Origin of the sequence: Methanosarcina barkeri str. Wiesmoor (assembly GCF_000969985.1) — an archaeon.
GTDB classification, from domain to species: domain Archaea; phylum Halobacteriota; class Methanosarcinia; order Methanosarcinales; family Methanosarcinaceae; genus Methanosarcina; species Methanosarcina barkeri_B.
The window spans coordinates 338,560-358,068 of the sequence record NZ_CP009526.1; the positions used below are offsets into that span (position 1 = coordinate 338,560).

17 protein-coding genes are annotated in these 19,509 nt (G+C 38.4%); 11 read left to right on the top strand and 6 right to left on the bottom strand.

Features of this window, described 5'->3' with window-relative positions; all coding sequences use genetic code 11:
• Window positions 1–55: 55 nt before the first annotated feature.
• Entirely contained in the window at window positions 56–979 is a 924-nt protein-coding gene (locus tag MSBRW_RS01530; RefSeq protein ID WP_011305739.1) for a phosphotransferase, read from the bottom strand.
• A gap of 364 nt (window positions 980–1,343) precedes the next feature.
• Window positions 1,344–2,489: a pentapeptide repeat-containing protein gene (locus MSBRW_RS01535; protein WP_011305738.1), complete on the bottom strand. Its 1,146-nt coding sequence runs from the start codon at window positions 2,487–2,489 to the stop codon at window positions 1,344–1,346.
• Window positions 2,490–3,236: 747 nt separating this feature from the next.
• Here MSBRW_RS01535 and MSBRW_RS01540 point away from each other — a divergent pair.
• The 11 genes from MSBRW_RS01540 (at window position 3,237) to MSBRW_RS01590 (ending at window position 14,276) form a co-directional block, all read left to right on the top strand.
• Entirely contained in the window at window positions 3,237–4,124 is an 888-nt protein-coding gene (locus MSBRW_RS01540) for a presenilin family intramembrane aspartyl protease PSH (protein WP_011305737.1), read from the top strand.
• 97 nt (window positions 4,125–4,221) lie between these two features.
• Window positions 4,222–5,022 carry an HAD family hydrolase gene (locus MSBRW_RS01545; RefSeq protein WP_011305736.1) on the top strand — a complete coding sequence of 267 codons (801 nt, stop codon included), beginning with the start codon at window positions 4,222–4,224 and terminating at the stop codon, window positions 5,020–5,022.
• A 381-nt stretch (window positions 5,023–5,403) separates the two neighbouring features.
• Window positions 5,404–7,017 (top strand): methyl coenzyme M reductase system, component A2, encoded by a 1,614-nt coding sequence (gene atwA, locus MSBRW_RS01550; protein WP_011305735.1) that lies wholly within the window; start codon window positions 5,404–5,406, stop codon window positions 7,015–7,017.
• 39 nt (window positions 7,018–7,056) lie between these two features.
• Window positions 7,057–8,613, top strand: coding sequence for a methyl-coenzyme M reductase-associated protein Mmp3 (gene mmp3, locus MSBRW_RS01555; RefSeq protein WP_011305734.1), 1,557 nt, complete (start codon window positions 7,057–7,059; stop codon window positions 8,611–8,613).
• Between the two features lie 285 nt (window positions 8,614–8,898).
• Window positions 8,899–9,342: a methanogenesis marker 6 protein gene (locus tag MSBRW_RS01560; RefSeq protein WP_011305733.1), complete on the top strand. Its 444-nt coding sequence runs from the start codon at window positions 8,899–8,901 to the stop codon at window positions 9,340–9,342.
• Window positions 9,339–9,848: a methanogenesis marker 5 protein gene (locus MSBRW_RS01565; RefSeq protein ID WP_011305732.1), complete on the top strand. Its 510-nt coding sequence runs from the start codon at window positions 9,339–9,341 to the stop codon at window positions 9,846–9,848. Before MSBRW_RS01560 ends, MSBRW_RS01565 begins: the two co-directional genes overlap by 4 nt.
• A complete protein-coding gene (locus MSBRW_RS01570) occupies window positions 9,845–11,092 on the top strand; it encodes a methanogenesis marker 15 protein (protein WP_011305731.1) in 1,248 nt (415 codons plus the stop codon). Before MSBRW_RS01565 ends, MSBRW_RS01570 begins: the two co-directional genes overlap by 4 nt.
• Window positions 11,093–11,099: 7 nt before the next feature.
• Window positions 11,100–11,699 carry a methanogenesis marker 17 protein gene (locus MSBRW_RS01575; protein ID WP_011305730.1) on the top strand — a complete coding sequence of 200 codons (600 nt, stop codon included), beginning with the start codon at window positions 11,100–11,102 and terminating at the stop codon, window positions 11,697–11,699.
• 1 nt (window position 11,700) lies between these two features.
• Window positions 11,701–12,633 (top strand): methanogenesis marker 7 protein, encoded by a 933-nt coding sequence (locus MSBRW_RS01580; RefSeq protein ID WP_011305729.1) that lies wholly within the window; start codon window positions 11,701–11,703, stop codon window positions 12,631–12,633.
• 142 nt (window positions 12,634–12,775) lie between these two features.
• Entirely contained in the window at window positions 12,776–13,243 is a 468-nt protein-coding gene (locus MSBRW_RS01585) for a carboxymuconolactone decarboxylase family protein (RefSeq protein ID WP_011305728.1), read from the top strand.
• Between the two features lie 379 nt (window positions 13,244–13,622).
• Window positions 13,623–14,276: a matrixin family metalloprotease gene (locus MSBRW_RS01590; protein WP_230669919.1), complete on the top strand. Its 654-nt coding sequence runs from the start codon at window positions 13,623–13,625 to the stop codon at window positions 14,274–14,276.
• 613 nt (window positions 14,277–14,889) lie between these two features.
• Here MSBRW_RS01590 and MSBRW_RS01595 read toward each other — a convergent pair.
• The 4 genes from MSBRW_RS01595 to MSBRW_RS01605 form a co-directional block, all read right to left on the bottom strand.
• A complete protein-coding gene (locus tag MSBRW_RS01595; RefSeq protein ID WP_011305726.1) occupies window positions 14,890–16,650 on the bottom strand; it encodes a PGF-pre-PGF domain-containing protein in 1,761 nt (586 codons plus the stop codon).
• A 428-nt stretch (window positions 16,651–17,078) separates the two neighbouring features.
• Entirely contained in the window at window positions 17,079–17,207 is a 129-nt protein-coding gene (locus MSBRW_RS23755; RefSeq protein WP_268990279.1) for a hypothetical protein, read from the bottom strand.
• Window positions 17,208–17,514: 307 nt separating this feature from the next.
• Window positions 17,515–17,733, bottom strand: coding sequence for a transposase (locus tag MSBRW_RS24125; protein ID WP_155398083.1), 219 nt, complete (start codon window positions 17,731–17,733; stop codon window positions 17,515–17,517).
• A 761-nt stretch (window positions 17,734–18,494) separates the two neighbouring features.
• Window positions 18,495–18,932 carry an NUDIX domain-containing protein gene (locus MSBRW_RS01605; RefSeq protein ID WP_011305725.1) on the bottom strand — a complete coding sequence of 146 codons (438 nt, stop codon included), beginning with the start codon at window positions 18,930–18,932 and terminating at the stop codon, window positions 18,495–18,497.
• Between the last annotated feature and the right edge of the window lie 577 nt (window positions 18,933–19,509).

The window sequence follows — 19,509 nt, forward strand, 5'->3', positions numbered from 1 at the left end:
AGAGATAGATGTCAAGAAACGGTGCAATAAGGATCAGGAGTCCAAATATAAGCTCTCAAATTTTCTCTATTGCCTTCAGACAGTTCTTTGCTTCCCTCAGAGGATAATCCCTGTAGCTCGTATTAGACTTAAACATTGCAATTCTCAGCAGGCCATAAGCCATATAAAACGGAATAACTTTCGTTATTTTTCGGAATTCTTTTTCATCTTTGCTGTAATGTTTCAGAAAATGGTGGATATAAGGCTCTGCTCTCTGGCTCGATCCCTTCCGCGCAAAATAGTAATTAAGTTCAGCACAAAGTATCCCTAGATCGCATGCGAAATGTCCGTGTCGGGCTGCGAGGTCGAAGTCCAGTAAAAATGATCTTCCTTTGTGGAACACGAAATTTACAGGAGTAGAATCGTTATGAATCATACAACCGTTTTTTGTGTCTAGGAGGGAACTGTGCCACCATTTTCCAAGCAAGCGTTTATATTCTTTTTTCATACGCCGGCTGATTTTTAGGTGATTCAAAACATAATGAAATTTTGAAAATTCATTTTCTTTATCATAATATGTATGCGTATTTTCGTGAAGCTTTCTAAGCATATCTGCTATATGTTCTAACTTTTTTTTAAGCTCTCTCCTGTGCTTGAAGTACCAGAATAAAGTTTTTCCAGGTACATATTTACTGACCAAAACGCAATTAAAATTTTTATTTATTGCAATAGGTTCCGGGACATCAATTATTTTTCTAGCTTTTTTAAGATCCTCATACTCTTTCTTCATTAAACTGTAACTATCGTATTTTTTGATCACTCCCGTAGGTATTGCAAAAAATTTGGCTATAACAGTGAGTTTTTCCCCTTTGAATTCATATTTACAGATTCTATGCGATGCGTGACTGAGTTTAAAAATTCGAACTTCACAACTCTTGTTATGTATTCTATCCCCAAGGACCTCTACAAGCCAGTCTCTAAAAGTATCACCTTGCTTCACTGTTCTAATGTATTCAAAAAAAGCTATAAAACCCCTCCTTTAAACTTAAATTGCTCTGATTCTTGATCAATGTAGCTATCTATTGATAGTTCATATCTTGAGAAACATTGAAAAAAGTAATATTTTTGTTAAGGATAACAGTTTAGAGTCCCTGTCAATTATCTCAGATTTAATTTCTGCCTTTTTGTTTCTTTCTGGCTATTAATCATAAAAGTCTATATAAAAATGAACAGCTATCTAAAAATAAGAAAATATATAAAAAACCAATATACTATTCAATAAATACAAAAGGTATAATCTTTCAGGTTGTTAATGTTCATATGGTAAGAATTACGATAGTTCATAACACTTTTTGGACAGACTCTTACTCAGGTTTTTCAAAGAGGGCAGGGTGCTTCTCTTTTAATTGTGTGAAAAGTTTTTCATCTAATTTTGCATTATAAAGTGTTTTTACATTAGAAAGCTGGTCAACTAATAAATGCTGAGCCCCTTCTAGATTTGCCTCCTTAAATTTAGCCCCTTGAAGATTAGCTTTTCTGAAGTTAACCCTTTGAAGGTCAGCTCCATTAAAATTAGCTTCTTTGAGGTTAGCTCTTTGAAGGTTAGCACCCTCAAGTTTAGCTTTTATAAGGTTAGCGCCATTGAAGTTAGCACTTTTAAGGTTAGCCTTTTGAAGTTTGGCCTTTATAAGTTTAGCTTTTATAAGGTTAGCTCCTTGAAGGATAGCTTCCTTAAGTTTTGCCTCTTCCAGATTAGTTTTCTCAAAATTAGCCTTTTTAAGATTAGCTCCTTTAAGGTTAGCCTGTTCAAAGTTAGCTTTTCCAAGGTCAGCTCCTTGGATATTAGCTTTTCTGAGGTCAGTTCTTTGGAGATTAGCTTCTTTAAGATTAGCTCCTTGAAGGTTAGCTCTTTGCAGGTTAGCCTCTTCAAGGTCAGCTCCTTGAAGGTCAGCTTCCTGGAGGTTAGTTTTTTCAAGATCAGTTCTTTTAAAGCTAGTCTCTTTAAGATTAGTTCCTTGAAGATTAACTTTTTCAAGGTCAGCTCCTTGAAAGTCAGCTCCTTGAAGGTCAGCTCCTTGAAAATTAGCCTCTTGAAGATCAGCTTCACAAAATATAGCCCCTTGAACTTTAGCCTTTTCAAGATTTGCTTCTACAAGGTCTGTTCTCTGGAGGTTAGCTTCTTGAAGATTAACCTCTTGAAGGTCAGCTCTTTGAAGGTTAGCTCCTTGAAGGTTAGCTTCTTGAAGGTTAGCCCTTTGAAGATCAGCTCCATAAAGTGTGGCCACTTGAAGTTTAGCTCTATGAAGATTAGCCTCTTGAAGATTAACTCCTTGAAGTTCAGTTGCCTGCAGATTAGCTTTTTCAAGGTTAGCTCCTTTAAAGTTAGCTCCTTTAAGGTTAGAACCTATAAAATTTGCCTCTTCCAGATTAGCCCCCATAAAGTCGGCTCCTTCAAGTTTAGTCTTTATAAAATTAGCTCCTTGAAGATCTTTTTTTTCTTTATTGTCCATTTTCAACCACTCAGATCTAGACTTATAAACATTGCTATCCTACAGTTTATTTAATTTGGATTAAATGAACTTAGTTAATATGTATGTAAATTAATCTTAAAATCAATATGCTCAAATAATATTTTATGCTTCTTCTGGTTCAGTTTCTAAAACAAACATAAATTCTTTGAATTTGAAACGAAATTCCACCCTGTTCAAACTAAATTGTTTTGGGTTATTATTCTCTTTAACGGGATTTAGATCTGTGGCACGAACATACCTCGTTGCTTGCAGTGATGTATGTTCGCGCCACAGTAATTTTCTATTGATAAAATGTGTTTAGTGCCGCAGAAACAGTAAGACTTATATATAAGTTCTAACTATCGCCATCTTTTTAAAAATATTCATCTTTTAAAAATGGAAATATATTAACCTCCAGTATCATGTCTCCACTAAATTATTTACTGCTTTTCTATTTTTATCTATTTTACTATTCTTTAATAGATATACTATTATTTCTTATCACAAATTATTTATTTATGGTCTCACCTTGTCACTTTTTATTATTGACACTTCGGAAAAAGAGCCAATGTCTCAGAGATGTATCCTGGAAGTATTTCATGGAAAAATCCCCATTTAATATAATAGAAGAAAAGAGAGATCCACAGGTAAAGTTATATATAAATAGTCACGAGAAGTCGGAGAAATACAGTAAGTATAATAAGGGAATAGAAAAGGCATACTGTTAAGAATTAAGGAGTTTAGCACTTGAGTTCCATCGAACAATCAATTAAAGATTATTTCCCCATTATTTCCATGGGAGGACTAATCCTTATAGTGCAGATTCTTGCACTCTTTTTGTCCACACCAATGGAAGTTAGTGGAATGCAGGCTTTTGAGGACCCAACCCAGGTGTCTAATTCTATATATTATATTATAATGATCCTGGTTTTTACCCTGTTTGTCCTTATAGCAATAAAGAAAAATATGAAGTGGGTAATCAGCCTCTTTATTTATCTGGCCATAATAAGCACTATCTATTACGTAGTCCTCGCCCTGTTTACCCTTATTCCGTCTCTTTCAGGATTTGAGTCCATTGCCTCAATTGTGCTATCCATAGGAATAACAGTGCTGCTCTATAAATATCCAGAATGGTACATAGTTGACATTGTGGGAGTTTGTATTGCAGCCGGGGTCAGTGCTCTGATAGGAATTTCCCTCTCAGTTGTCCCCGTAATAATACTTCTGCTGCTTCTTGCAATATACGACGCTATATCGGTGTACAAAACAAAGCATATGGTAACGATGGCTGAAGGGATAATGGATCTGAAGCTTCCAATCATGTTTGTAATTCCAAAAAACCTGAAATATTCTTTCTTGAAGGAAGACTTCAAAAAGGAAGGAAAGCACGAGGCCTTTTTTATGGGGCTTGGAGATGCGGTTATGCCTACTCTGTTGGTAGTATCAGCAAATGTCTTCATGAAAAGTAATTTCTATCCAGTCACTGGGGCCATACTGGGCACGCTTCTAGGTCACGCAATCCTTTCCATTCAGGTAATGAAAGGAAATCCACAGGCAGGTCTTCCCTTTTTGAATTCCGGAGTAATCCTGGGGTTCTTTGCTGGTGTCCTGATCTCAGGGGCTTCATTTTTGTGAAGTTAAATTTTCTTCACACACTACTATTTTTATAAATCTCTCTTTTATTCTCAAATTTTCGCAAAGATTTTTTTATTTAATAGCTTAATCACTTGATATGTCCAAAAGAATTGCAGTGGTCTTTGACAGTGCCGGAACCCTTCTACATATGTACAGGGTTGCAAAAGAAGCTAGTACCGGGAATATTCTTGAAAACATAGAGAGCACTGCTATCGTCGCGCAAAAGAATGGATGCGGGCTTGTAGTTCTGAACGCCGAAAGTGATATACTCCTGAGCTCAAGAAAAGATATGTCTCTATTTGAGTTTATAAAAGAGTACAGAGTTTCAATAGGTATAGGATGTTCAAAAGGAAACTTTACTCCGGAGATTGCATGTGATATCCTAAAAGGAACATCCCCAAGAATGGGCGACATACATGATGTGCTGGAAGCGGTTACATCCCACTGTCCGAATGTTTTTTACCTGGCGGCAGGCCTGATAGTTGACTCTCAAGCTAGAAGCGTGCCATATATCCTGAGTACAGGAGGGCATGTATTCAGTACTACATTACAAACGATCCAGGCTCTCCATTCTATGAAAGTGGATACGTATATAGCATCTGGAGATAGTTTATTCGCTCTCATGCAGCTTGCCGAGTTCATAAACATTCCTCAGGAAAGAGTCTTTGCTTTTTCAAACACCATTATGAAGGAAAAAGTAGTGCTAGAACTAAAGCAAAAGTATGATAAAGTAGTCATGGTAGGGGATGGAATTAACGACATACTGGCATTCAGAGCAGCAGATCTGGGAGTAATGACAACACAGCAGGGCGATAAAAGACCTACTAAACTAAGAGAAGCAGCAGACGTGATTATTGACAATATTATAAAAGTTGTGGATGTGGTAAAAGTGCTGTAACCAAAAATAAAGAGAATTATTATATAAACGAATCAATATAACACGACAGATCAATAATAAGACAAATAAATAAATCAATATAACATATTGAGTCAGTATACAGGACGAGATTAAAGTACTGATTAAGCAAGTTCGTCAGAGGACTTGACTTTAAATGAGCTTTAAATGTTAACAGTGAAAAAATAATGCGTTATGTTTATGTAATCTTTACTCTTATGTAGTTGTTGCCCAAATGTGTGAAATTCGTTAAGTGTATGAAGTTTGTTGTTTGTACTATTGTATTATTCATTTATAGCAATTGTCTTTCACTCTTGAGCAATATGCCCAGACAGGCAAGAGCCACCAGAAAGTATTGCAGCTCATAATTGCGGAGGAAAATCCATGCCAGTATTTATTGAAGTCAAAAACTTAACCGTAGATTTCGACGGTCATAAGGCCCTGAAAAACGTAAACTTAAGTATCAATGAAGGGGAAATAGTTGGAATTCTGGGTAAAAGCGGGTCCGGAAAAACAATCCTGATGCATGTACTACGCGGCACAGAGTCTTTTGAGAACATTTCAGGTGAAGTAATTTATCATCTATCTCGCTGCTCGAAATGCGGATACATAGAGCGTCCCAGTAAAACAGGTCAGAAGTGTCCGGTCTGTGGAGAAGTACTGGAAGCTTTCGAAGCTGATTTTGTAAAACTTTCACTTTATGCTCCGATAAGGAAAGATATTACAAAGCGCATAGCTATCATGCTTCAGCGCACCTTTGCCCTTTACGGAGACGAAAGGGTTCTTGTAAACGTCATAAACTCCCTGAATGAAATCGGATATTCCGGACAAGACTCTATGAGAAAAGCAATCGAACTGCTGGAAGAAGTAAACCTAAGTCACCGCATGATGCATGTTGCAAGAGAGCTTTCAGGCGGAGAAAAACAGAGGGTTGTGCTTGCAAGGCAGCTTGTGAGAAACCCTTTGCTCCTGTTAGCTGACGAGCCCACAGGTACCCTTGATCCCATGACTGCAAAGCTGGTGCATGATGCTATGATAAGGGCAGTCAAGAATTATAATATGAGCATGGTCCTGACTTCGCACTGGCCTGAAGTTATTGAACAGCTGGCGAATAAAGCTATCCTGCTTGAAAACGGAGAGGTAGTCAAGGAAGGAGATCCACTAGAGGTTTCTGCGGTCTTTATGCAAAGTGTATCCATTGTGAGGCAGGAAAAGAACGTTATGGTCGGGGAACCTATTATCAGGGTAAGAGACCTCTCAAAACGTTATATTTCAGTCGATAGAGGTGTGGTCAGAGCTGTAGACGGTATCTCTTTTGATGTGAAAGAAGGAGAAATCTTCGGGCTGGTCGGAGTGAGCGGAGCGGGCAAGACTACAACCTCAAAAATTCTAATGGGAATATTACCGCCCACATCCGGAGAGGTTGAGGTTCGCGTGGGAGACGAATGGGTTGACATGACAAAGCTGGGAGTGGATAATAAAGGAAGAGCAACCAAATATATGGGGTTCCTGCACCAGGAGTACGGCCTTTACACTCATAGCTCAGTAATAGATAATCTTACCGAGTCTATTAGTCTTGATCTGCCTTTTGAACTCGGGGTCAGAAAAGCCGTAATTACTCTCAAAGCTGCAGGTTTTGAAGAAAATAAAGCAAAAGCTATTTTGCCCAAAATGACTGATGAGCTGAGTGAAGGAGAGCGGCACAGAATTGCACTTGCACAGGTTCTGATCAAAGAGCCGAGAATCGTCATTATGGACGAACCAACAGGGACTATGGACCCGATTACCAAGGTATCGGTGACGAATTCCATCCTGAAAGCTAGAGAAGAGATCGGAGAAACGTTTGTTGTAGTTTCTCACGATATCGACTTCGTAAACGAGATATGTGACCGTGTCGCACTTATGCGTAACGGGAAGATTGTAGACTTAGGTGAGCCAAATAATATACTCTCTCAACTCACCGAAGACGAAAGGGCCCAAGCTGCAGAAGAGATATAAATATGTTGCCACCTCTAGTATAGAAAAATACTAAATGAGGTGCCGATTACGAGTAATGAGATTAGCGTAGAGGTGAATGGGCAACAATACACCTTACCTGCAGGCTCTACCCTTGGAGATGCCCTTAAAGTTTCCAGAGCCCCTTATATAGCCGGTACAGCGGTCGGAATTCTGAAAGAGGTCGCTGAGGAAAAGATAGAAATAGTCACCGAATACGCTATCAATACTCCCAGAGGAGAATTCAGAATAGAAATAAACAATCCTGAATCGCCTTCAGGAAAATTATGGGCTGAGCATTTTAAAGAGTACGAAGGGAAATCTATCCACTGGGCAAGTCCTGAAGCTCTAGCTTTCGGGCCTTTTGAAGCCGAAATTAAACCTTCGCGTGAGACCGGGAGTTTTGAAGCGTTTGAGGTGATGTTTGGAGCAGGGGGTTTTGATCCCCATAACACACATCTTATTTTTTCGCTTAAAAGGCATACTGCGGAATATGGAACTCCTGAAGACGGAGTCTTTGCAGAAGTTGTGACCGGAAGGAAAATTTTGTCCAGGCTTTCCAGAGAAGATACAATTCTTGGTATTGAACCAATCATAGAATGGGAACAAATCTCAGAAAAGAACTGCACAACTGATCTTTCTGTTCCGCTTGAAGATGGGAACAGCATATTTACTTATTTTGAGGTTGAGCTTTCCAGAAATGCTCCAAAAGGGGCAGAACATTTCTATGCACTTACTCGTGAAGGAACTCTCAATGTAGATGTTACTACTAGCTCCTTTATCTCAGATGATGGCCTGAAGGGAGTAACTGCTCCTTACGAAAATTTCGAGCCAAGACGAGAAGGTGCAATTTCTGTCCGTACAGTCGGATATGGGTTGGGTAGAATATATATCTCAAGAGAGGAGCGTCCTTCAAGCCTTGTTCACTCGGTTGTAGGGCAGGTAACGAAAGGTATCGAGCTCATTAAACTTGCAGAAGAAGGACAGAAGCTTTCGGTTGAGAGTCTTCCTCCCCAGATAGTGCTTCTGGGACATAGCTTTGAGGAGGCCGGGCTTGTACTTTCTTCCATAGGGGTTGAACTGATAAAAGACGGATATACCGGAGAAGATGCCGTAATCGTCAGTCAGGACCCTCCAACAACCCTTGAGATCCTTGGAGAAGCAAAAGTGACTGCTTATGCAGTACCCAGAGATAAACTGATTGAGATTGAGCTTTACCCTGAAAAAGCCCCGAAATCTGTGGATTTCTTCCGCCATGGTCTTGAACTTAAAACAAAAACTGTTGGGAAATTGCCTGTTTATATGATATATGACGATACTTACCTTTTTAAGACAGAAAAGGAAGTTGTGAAGTATAAGGAAATCCTTCCAGAAAATACCCCCACGGACAAAGTACTCGGAGGGGAAATAGGAATCACAAACCAGGCTGCAAAGAGGATGGGAACTATAGGAGTAAGACTTGGAGACGACGAACTTTTCGGCCCCACTGGAGAACGATTTTCCTCAACTAATATTGTCGGCAGGATAATAAATCCTGAAAAGCTCCTTGCTGTCAAAGAAGGAGATGTGATATACGTAACTGAAATTGTACGCAAGTAAACTTAAAAGTATAATATATAATACAATTGGATAACTACTTAGGCGTACATAATAAATATAATATATAAAAAAAGTAATATATATAAGCACATTCATAAGTAAGTAGACGTATAAGTACCTGGTTAGTAGCTTAAGCTGATTTTCGGCTTGCAGGTATCGGTTAAATTTTACTACGAATAAGTCAGCTTATTACAACGTGGCTGCTTTAATGAGTCCAGATGTTTAAGCGGAGTCATATTAATCTATTGAAAGTTAAAGTCTCCCAAGGCTAAGGAGAGACGAAAGATGACGGAAACGAAAAAAGAAGAGGTTACAAAGTACATTGTAATCAGTTCGGACAAAGTGCTGCCTTCAGATGCAGCTATGAAGATCTATGAGTCAGAGTTTCCAGTTACGGTAAAGGAGACATGTTTTGGACTTATCGTATCAGGAGCCAAAGATGATGTCCAGACCCTGGTTGAACAAATCCGGCAACTGGATAAAAATCATATTTTCGTAAAGGATAGGGGATTTCCCCCAGGAGATGAGAGGCGCTGCCGCGCAAGCAGGGGAGGTGGCCCACGACCAGGTTTCCATTTCTTGAGGGAAGAAGTGGAAATGCTTCCTTCCATAGGGGCTGCACTTGACGAACTGGAAGCAAAGGAATGTGTAACAGAAAAATGCAAAAAGAAATGCAGGCTTAAAACTTCGGACCTGGAAAAAGTTATTGAAGAGGAGCTTGCGAGGTGAGTTTTTTGGCAAAGGTTTTCATTTATCCTATAAATAGTCTTATTTTAGCTGATCTGGTTGAACGTTTCGGGCACAAACCCCTTACTATGATGAGTCAGATCCGAGAAAAAGTTACAAGCCTCAGCCTTGACTCTCCTCCTCTAAATATTACTCCTGAAGACCCTAAATTGGGTCTTAAGTATGCTGCAATTGAAGTGCCGGCTGGAGTTAGGGGAAGAATGTCGTTGATAGGCCCTCTTATAGAACAGACAGAAGCTGCAATTATAGTTGAAAACCCACCTACGGACTTTGGTTGCGTGGGTTGTAACCGTACAAATGAGCTGACGAAGTATCTGGTCCGCTCAAAAGGTGTCCCCATACTCGAAGTGAAGTACCCTGAATCCGACGACGAAGCCCGTGATTTTGTAAACAAAATCGTGACATTTCTGGAGTCATTGCCTAATGAGAAGTCTGAAGATGATAAGTCAAAAAGTGAAAAACAATCAGAAAAGGAGGGCAAAAAATGAGTGATGAAGAGTCGGGACTTGTTAAGATTGCACTGGTATCCTGTGGCTCTGAGTATGCTGGAGTTCAGCCTGAGTTTGAAGAAGCAGCAGCTAAAGTGAATGCAAAATTTATTTATCCTGAAATTGATGTTTCATCTGTAGATACTATAGGCAGAGAGTTCGGGCTTGAGGTTGCGAGTGGAGACCTGAGGCTTATGATGGCTCGGGCAAAAGCTGTTGTTGAAGGTATAACCAATGCGGACGGAGTTTTCATTACTACCTGTTTCCGCTGTGCCGAAGGAGCTATTGTACGAAATGAGGTCAGAAGATATATCCATGAACATTCCAATATTCCGGTAATCAGCTATTCTTTTACCGAAAGCACCAGTGCGGGTACGCTTCTTACTCGTCTGGAAGCTCTTACTACAATTGTCAGACGCAGGCACCTTCTTACAAGGGAAGTTCAGACAGGGCTGACCGCGGGAATAGATTCAGGGTCAACAACAACAAAAGCCGTGATAATGAGGGACAACAAAATAATAGGCATGGGCTGGGTGCCCACAACAAAAGTCCTTGAAAGTGCTGAAGAAGCTTACTCTATTGCCCTGAAAGAGGCTGGTGTTTCCAGGGAAGAAATTCAGGCTCTGGGTACGACCGGATATGGGCGATTTCTTATAGGTACTCATTTTAAAGCTCAACTTATTCAGGAAGAAATTACTGTTAACTCAAAAGGAGCCGTCTACCTTGCTGATAAGCAGAAAGGCAATGCAACAGTTATTGATATAGGCGGTATGGACAACAAGGCAATCTCGGTTCAGGACGGAATTCCCGGAATGTTTACAATGGGTGGGATTTGCGCAGGTGCTTCCGGACGTTTCTTTGAGATGATCTCAAAGCGGCTTGGTGTAGATATCACTGAACTGGGAGCTCTGGCAGTTAAAGGGATGCATGAACATGTATCTATGAACAGCTACTGCATAGTTTTCGGAACTCAATCCCTTGTAAATTCCCTTGCAAGAGGAGCCACTCCTGAGGATGTGGCTGCTGCAGCCTGCTATAGTGTGGTAGAACAGATCTATGAGCAGCAGTTACAGGAAGTAGATGTTAAAGAGCCACTTATTCTTGTGGGTGGATCTTCCCTAATTGCAGGAGTACCAAAAGCCCTCGGAGAACTTCTAAAGATCGATGTCCTTGTGCCTGAGAACTCACACCTTATAGGAGCAGTAGGAGCAGCTTTGCTTGCCTCGGGCTTTGTGGAGGAGTGAGGAAAAGATGGATCCACTTGAAGTTTTTGATGTCGAGTCCGCAATTGCTCCGGAGCAGGAATTTTATAGAAAGATTATCGAGGACAATCTTTCAAGTCTCAAGCTTGTCCCGGCTATAGGGAGAATAAAGGTAGTGTTGAGACCTGAAGATTCCCTTTTTCAGATGGCAATTCTCCTGAGGGATGTGGGCACCAGAGTTACAACAACTGATATTGCTGACATGGAAGTAAAACCGATTGCCAGTCAGATAATAATTTCAATCAAAAAAGAGCAGTATATTCCAGAATTACTGGGAAAACTCTGGGAACGCTATGGAAAAGCAAATATCAGCCAGCCTGACCGCTGGACTGTGACCATAAGTACGGATAATCCAAGGGCAGAAGCGGCTTTTCTTAAAGATATGATGGTTGCAGATCCAAGGCACAGGCTTCACGAAAATCTTGTTGATTTTGCAATTCGTGTTACTCCAGAGGGTTTCAGGGTTCGGTATCATTTGTATAAAGGTAACCAGTTTATTTTCGTGGCGTCTGAGGAAGCACTAAAACATGAGTGGATCGAAGAAGCAGGAGCGATGCTCGAAGAACTGACGAAAGGAGGGAAAAAGTAAGATGGCTGTACTCCGACCCTATCTTTATACCGGTGGTGTCCACAAGCATGGACTTTTAATTGAGCTGCTGGAGGACCTTGGAGGTTACATAATCCAGAAAGTAGTTACGGGGACTGAAGTCAATCTTATTATGCTTATTCCGGAAAAAGATATTCCAATAGTGAAAAAGCAATCTGACGAACTACTTGGAATGATGGTAGAAGCTCCCCTGACTGGAGTTGAGATTGCAGTTGTTTCGCCAACTCTTGCTTCTCACCACCTTCCGCATTCAGCCTGTGACATAGCAGAGTATCTCCGTCATCCTGGGGCCAATACAAACATGATAGGACTTGCAAGAGGAATGGGGCGACGTGTATCCCTGTCCATGGATTACGAAAGGAGACTTATCAACGAACACGATATTGCAGTTTTCACATTTGGGTCTTTCAGTGACTGCATAATAAACAAAAAGCCAAAGCTTTTTGAAGGCATAGAAATTCCTATTGTGGTTACAGGCGGGCCTGACCTTAAGACCGAGGAAGTTCCCGGAGCAGACCTTTACGTTGGGGATATTGGGAGGACTTCTCACAGGTTGAGAAAAGCCGAGGAAATTAGCGCCCTTGATAAACTCAATGAAGGAGTTGGAAAGATTGCTGATAATATTCGTAAACAGCAGGCAAAAGATCCTCTCGCAGTGCTTCCTGCCAGAGTTATGAAAGAGATTGAAAACCAGGTCCCGGAAATCCGAACTGTACTTTCGCCTGCTCCACTTACCCTCCAGCTTAATGGGCTCAGAGTCAAGTTGCCTTATGATGAATTCCACGAAAAAATTGAAAAACTGGAATTTGATGAAGGGGTTACTCTTTCCGAACTTGCAAATATTTCAAAATCAAAAATGAAAAATTATATATTGATAAAAATCAAATCTAAGTCTGACGTTGGTTTTGCAATTTGACCCGGATTCTGTTGCATTAAGAGTTATTTGCTTTACATTTTACTGGGTGCGTGTTTTTCACTTATCCTCTATATTGTAAAGCCTGCCACAGAAAACGGAGTCCGAATCTTTTTTCCACGTTAATCTACGCTGGTGGTTTCGTATGGAACTTGAGGATATTGTGGAAATTTTGAAAAAGGACCCTGAGAAAGCTGTTCCTGAACTCCTTGAAGATGTCCGGAATCAGTATGGTGAAGTCCCGTATATAATGAACTTCATGAAAGATCTCCCGGAGATTTTCATCCCAAAAACGCTTTACGAGAACTCTATAATGAGGGGATTCAAGAACCTCGACCCAGAGACAGTTGAACTTATCGCGATAGGTGTAGCTTCTGCCCTTCGCTGCGAGCATTGCCTAAAAATGCATATTAGAGTCGCAAAACGGAAAGGGGTTAGCAAAGAAAAAATATTTTATGCAATTATGATAGGAGCATCTCTCTCCAATGCCGCAGTACTCGCTGAAAGCACAAGAGCACTTACATCCGAATTTCCGGATGAAGGAAATGAAGAAGAATACTGCTGTGACTCGAACTGTGAGATATGCAATATCTCCAAAGCCACTTTTAAGTAAATAGATAATTGAGTAGATCTAAATTCACTATAAACACTGTAGAAATTCACTGTAGTAATTCGTTTTTGTGATATTATAAATTCAGTTCATCAGGATCTTATTTAATTTTGAAAAATTAATTTCCTGAACAAACCTGACCAAAAGCTAATCTGGGAGTTCTTCATCAATAATCATCCACCGATACAAACCCGCCTTCTTGCACTGGTTTTATGCGCACATGTGCGATAAAGGTGGAGTATATGCGGGATGCATATTGTATGTATGCAGGAGATAGATACTTTTACGTCAGGTTTTCAGGTTAATAATATTTATTATGGTAGGCCGATTTATATAAGTTGAGACTATGTACAGAGTTAGATTCTCTTTTATGCTGTTACTGATGGTACTTATTTTACCCACTGTCTCAGCTGTATCTGAAGCGAATCCGGAAAAAATTCTGGATTATCCATGGGACCACTCCCCTATTACTGTATATATTGATGACAGCAATGTTCCCGAACACTACAGCCCGAGCTATTACGCGCAAATAGAAAAGGCTATGGAATACTGGGAGGAGGGAGGAAACGGAAACCTTGAGTTTACTCCTGTTTTCAAACTTGTGGATTCTAAAGAAGCTGATATCAGGATAAAATGGGTCGAGAATCTGGAGAACGTTGAAGGTGCTCCTCAGGGCGTTGCTGGCTATGCAAGCCCTAGAGTATCTGATGGTCGATTTGTAAGGGTCGACATAGTGCTTGAGGTAGGAAATTATCAAGGAAGAGCCTGGTACCAGTATGGGGATGCAACAATGCTTTCTATTGCAAAGCATGAATTCGGACATGCACTGGGCCTGGGGCATAGTAGCAACAGAAAAGATATCATGTATCCTGAGTACGAGCAAAGAGAAGATATAAACCCCCTCCTCCTGAGCAAGTACGGGCCTATACTGCAGATGGCAGCTCTTGCGGCTCTTGTAGTTCTCCTGTCCCTCGGGGTAAGCTGGCTGCGCAGCAGGAAAAAAAGGAAAAAACTTGAGAATAAATATTTTAAGTAAAAATTTATTTAAAGTATCCCAGATTAAATCCAAGTTAAAACCTTATCCTAAAAATCAAAATTGGTTTTGGATAAGTTTACAAAAAATATTGTTGTAATAAAAATATTGTTGTAATAATACTTTATTCACATCCTCTTTATTAAATTTTTAAGTTTTCAATGAATGTATGAAATTTACTTTTACCCATATTATGATTTGAAGAGGATACTTTTTTCATTTATCCATATTTTTAAATCCATTTCAACTAATCTGATATATTCACAGTAGTTCCTAATATTTCCGGTTCAGAATCATGTTTGACTCCAAAAAGAATGAATAGTTGTTAGCATCCTCGCAACTAAAAATGGAACTATAAAAGACTTCATTGGTCATCGGTTAGGAAATTTTATTGCCTGAAAACTATCAATTTTACATTAGAAGTCGGCCTTAAATTTTGGCCTGTTTACATGAAATCGATACTTTGTTCCAGCGCGTAAACTATTAAATTATCTAATTAATTTTTGAAAGTTGACGCAGTTTATCATGAGTCTTCACTTAACCGAAGACGTATATGTAAAAAACTTAGATGAGGATATTGAATCCTCATCCTATATTCTTTCTTAATTACATATTCTTACTTTCTTTTATACAAAAATACAGCAAGCAAACTAACGATCCCAAAAACTGATTCAAAACCTGGAGATTTTTTGCCTTCATTTTCAGAAGTATTTGGACTTTGTGTCTGTTTAACATTTGTTGCATTACTTGCATTGTTTTCAAGACTACTATTAGATCCAGATTGAGTTTCAGATTTTGTTTCGTTCAGAGTTGCGTTTGATGCTGTCTTGCCAGTTATTGCAAAAGGAGACGATAATCCTGGGGTTTCAGTTATGAAATACAGGTACTCATTATCTTCTCCTGCAAGAGTAGTTTGTAAAGGATTCCATTTTGAATCATTGTACTTATTGAAGTTAACGGAAGACTTGTCTATATTTTTATCTTGTAACCAGGATTTTTCAACCTTGAAATATACTATTGCATTTTCAATATTATCGGGAGTTGCAAATCCACTGTTTCCTACCCAGATGTTTACGAATTTATATACTTCATCAGAAGGTGGTTCTGAAACCAGAGTGGACTGATTTATTAGCATCTCAACTATAGCTGTAGTTTTGCCAACAGTCTTTTTTGAATCAAAACTTATATTAGTGACAGGAGTGGCATTTTGTGGGAAATTGAAATTTACAGAGTTTCCATATGTAATAGATGTCTGTGAAAGTTCTTTAGTTGCTACATTGCTTTGAGGTTCAGGCGAACCCCCGGTGCCCCCACTGCTCCTACTACCACTGCTCCTACTACCACTGCTCCTACTACCACTGCTCCTACTACCACTGCTCCTACTACCACTGCTACTATCACTACTACTTATTATAGTTGCAGTTCCTACGCTATCTCTACTGCTGCTGCTGTCCTCACTATTGCTTCCATCACTTGAGCTGCTCACGTCTTCCACATTTATTGTCTTGTTTGCTAGGCTTGTTCCGTTTTCATTGTTTACTATTAGATTGACAGTATAGTTTCCTGCTTGCGAATATATGTGTGTCGGATTCTGCTCGGTTGAATTAGTTCCGTCTCCAAAATCCCAGTTCCATCCATTTGCATTTTGTGAGGTGTCTGCAAACTGCACATCGAGACCATTGAATGTATCGGCATCAAAGCCTGCTTCAGGAAGAACTTTTTGTTGTCCCTGAACAGTTATTTCTTGAGCTGTCGCATCCCACCCTCTTCCATTGCTCACTTCTAAAACAACTCTATAAGTCCCGGGAGAAGTGAAAGTATATGTTGGGTTCTTTTCTTTTGAAGTATTTGTCAGTCCAAAATACCATAAAGCTGTAGTTGCATTTTTACTGTTGTCAGTAAATGTTACATTCAATGGTGCATATCCAGAAGTAGAAGATGCAGAGAAATTAGCAGTTGGCAGACCTGTAGTGTTTTTATTTCCTACCACATAATCTATCTTTTTAAGTGAATCACTTCCATTAGACCCAACTACAATTAAAGTAACATTGAAGACTCCATAAGCACCAACTCTCCCAAATTCATGAGAAGTAGTTACCAGGTTTCCGTTTCCAGCGCTGTAAGACCAGTGGTCAATTTGAGGATTATAAAATTCCCATTTCCATCTGGCAACTTGACCGGTAACGTTACCATTTAGCCTGGACTCAAAAGGAACAGTCCCATGAGTAATATTACAAGTAAAGTCATTAATTGTGACATTATCTGAAGATGTGACATTGCCTGCAGCTGAAACCACTCCAATTGATGGTATAATAGCTAAGGCTACTTGCAAGAATAGTATAACTAATAAAACCATAGATAAAAAAGATTTTTTCATATAAGGACTCCTTAAGGACAAACCAACTAATATGTAAATTCTACAACTCTTTACTTTAGTTGTATAAGTCCTATTCATTTTTGTTAGCTGTTTACAAGACAATGACCGAAAAATTTGTTCTTAAATATAAGCTTACTTTTTTGAATAGAATTATTTCAAGAGTATATCTCTAAAAAAAAGTTCAGTTAATCCGTAATTTCTTGAAAACAACCCCGATAAAGTAATAATTATGAAAATAGTTCTTGAAATTGTAATTATAGATTGTGAGCCTATCCCAAAGCTTCATGTAATCTAATTATTACTGCTAATATCACAACTCCTAAATATGACGTTTCTTTGATTTCATATATTGGAAATACTTTTTTACATGACTCTATTCTACTGAAAAACCTCTATATTGCACTTTTCTTTTTTTATTCTTACTTATCTCAATTTATTGGTTTTTTTCTCTTCTTTTTCTTCCTATTTCCTTTATTTTCTGGTGCATTGGACTTTATTCCTTTTCTCCTGTTATATTTCCTAATTTTAGCTGTATCATACATTGCATCAGCTGTCATTTTGGAAGGCCTGTTTACAGGCCTTCCTGCAGGTCTTTTTATCTTGAAGTTTTTAAGCGTAGGAATATATCGAGTTGAGTTATTCTTATTTGTGGGAACAATAACAATAATAATTATAATAATTATTATAATAATAATGGTAATAATAAAGAGAGATAAGCATTCTAAGTCTACTAAAACGCTTAATTTTACCCTTTTTACTTTTTTATAGGCATCTTAATTGGTGTTTCCCCTTTTTTGGCAGGAATATCCTTTGTATCAGTAAAGCAATAGGAAATATCTATCTTATTCAAATTATAACTTTTGTTTAAAAGTTCATTGAAAATCTTCTGATAGATACCATGTTCAAACAGTATAGATGAAATCTATGAACTGTTGACTTAGATCCATATCTTCTGGGAACGTTTTTCCACGTACAACCGGTCATAACAACGTATAAAATACCGTTCATTAACTTCCTCAATTTGCACGAGGCCTTTCTATATTCGGTTTCTGCGGAGGAAGATAAGGTTCTATGGAGTTCCATAGAACGTCATCGATTTCATGGAATGACATAACGATAAATTTATAATTTCAATATAATATTACTTTTGGGATAGGATCTGTATTAAAAATATACTTAAAATAGACAACAAGTTCTTTATTTAGGGTCCTTCCAAATAAGTATTAAAACTAAGGGCATACAATGCTTATTTTAGATGATAGGTATGCATTTAGAGTTTCTCCAATTAAGGTACACTCTAAAAATCAATTTTTTAGATAAATAATATATAATACTCTTTTAAATCAAGAAAAAAGTGAAATAAATACTTTATTCTTTTACAATTTATGTTTATTTATAAATAAGGCATATGATGTCATTTTCATCCATACAAAATTCAATGTTAAAAGTAAGGATAAATCAACGTTTAATTTACCAATTAAAGTACTTAAGTCATTTAAACAGCAAATAGATCATTTAATAAATGTACCTTGACTGGGGGAGGGCTGACACTACATTATATTTGGCAAATAAGGTTTAATATCCCTTAAAAAACTAATCATTTTTCAAGGGGTCTATCTTTATTATTAGCTTACTAATGGCCTTAGTGTAAGTCACTAATTTTTCTTTCGAATTTTTACTTAAAGAGCTGATTCAAAAACCCAAAATCTACTTTTTTGAAACTCATTTTTAAAATCGTCAATTGAGATTCTGACTAATAAAGCAATTCTAGAACTCTTATAAATTATGAAAATAAAAATTGGTTTTGTGACAGGCTCAGAAGGTAATCACTTTTCGGATAGATTTTAAATAGACATCTCTGGGGGTTCCTTATTTTCTGCAGCGAATCTTTTGAAGAATTCCTTGAAGTGATCCGGAAGAGCATCCATTTCCAGAATATTCTCAAGAGAGCTCCATGCATGTTCCACATGTTCATAGCTCAACTTTACATCAGCAATGACATATCCTCCATCATATATTATGACAATTACCTTTTTGTCTGGAAGCTCAAAGGTAGCATATCCTGCAATCTCTCCGGGAGTAATTGAAATCCCGGTTTCCTCCCAGACCTCCCGAACAACTGCATCTTTAAGAAGTTCTCCATTGCCCAGCTTTCCACCCGGCAAATCCCATTTTCCCGGATTGCTGTGAGAATTTTCCGATCGCCTGAGAAGCAGGAATTCGCCTTTCTCGTTCCGTAGAACGGCATAAACAGAAACGATGTAAGGTTTCTCCAGATTCATATAATATATAGTGAAATTTCTCTGTCTTAAAGGCTGGCTCTTTTAAGATCTTCAATATATAACCTTTTTTAAATACAGATTCCAATAGCATTTTTTAAAGAGCCGTCTTTCTATACTTTTTAACTAGCCTGCTTGATTCTTCGAAATGGTACTATGAAATAGGTGATAATACAGAAGCTGTTTCCCTGCTCAATTCCTTCATTCATCTCACTGAGATGAAGCTATGCGAGCAGATTTCGGCTGATGAAGCAGATTACATAGTCAGGAAAGCAAAGGAAATTATCGACCAGATAAAAGTAAATTAAGAGTGAGGATTGAGTTTACAGCCATCAGGGAATAATAACGAAAATCAACAACATTCTCTACTTTTATTCATTAATTTTTCTTTTTTGATTTATTTGGTAATTTAATTTTGTATATCTACGGCGTTTATGGGATTAGTTGCCATTAAGGTCACAGTTCTTATACTTTGATTATTGAATAAAAACGCTAATGTTAACTATTATGGTCTTGTCCATGGTTTTCTATCCAGAGGTGAGAACAGAATTAAGAAGCAGAAGTAAAAACAGAATTAAGA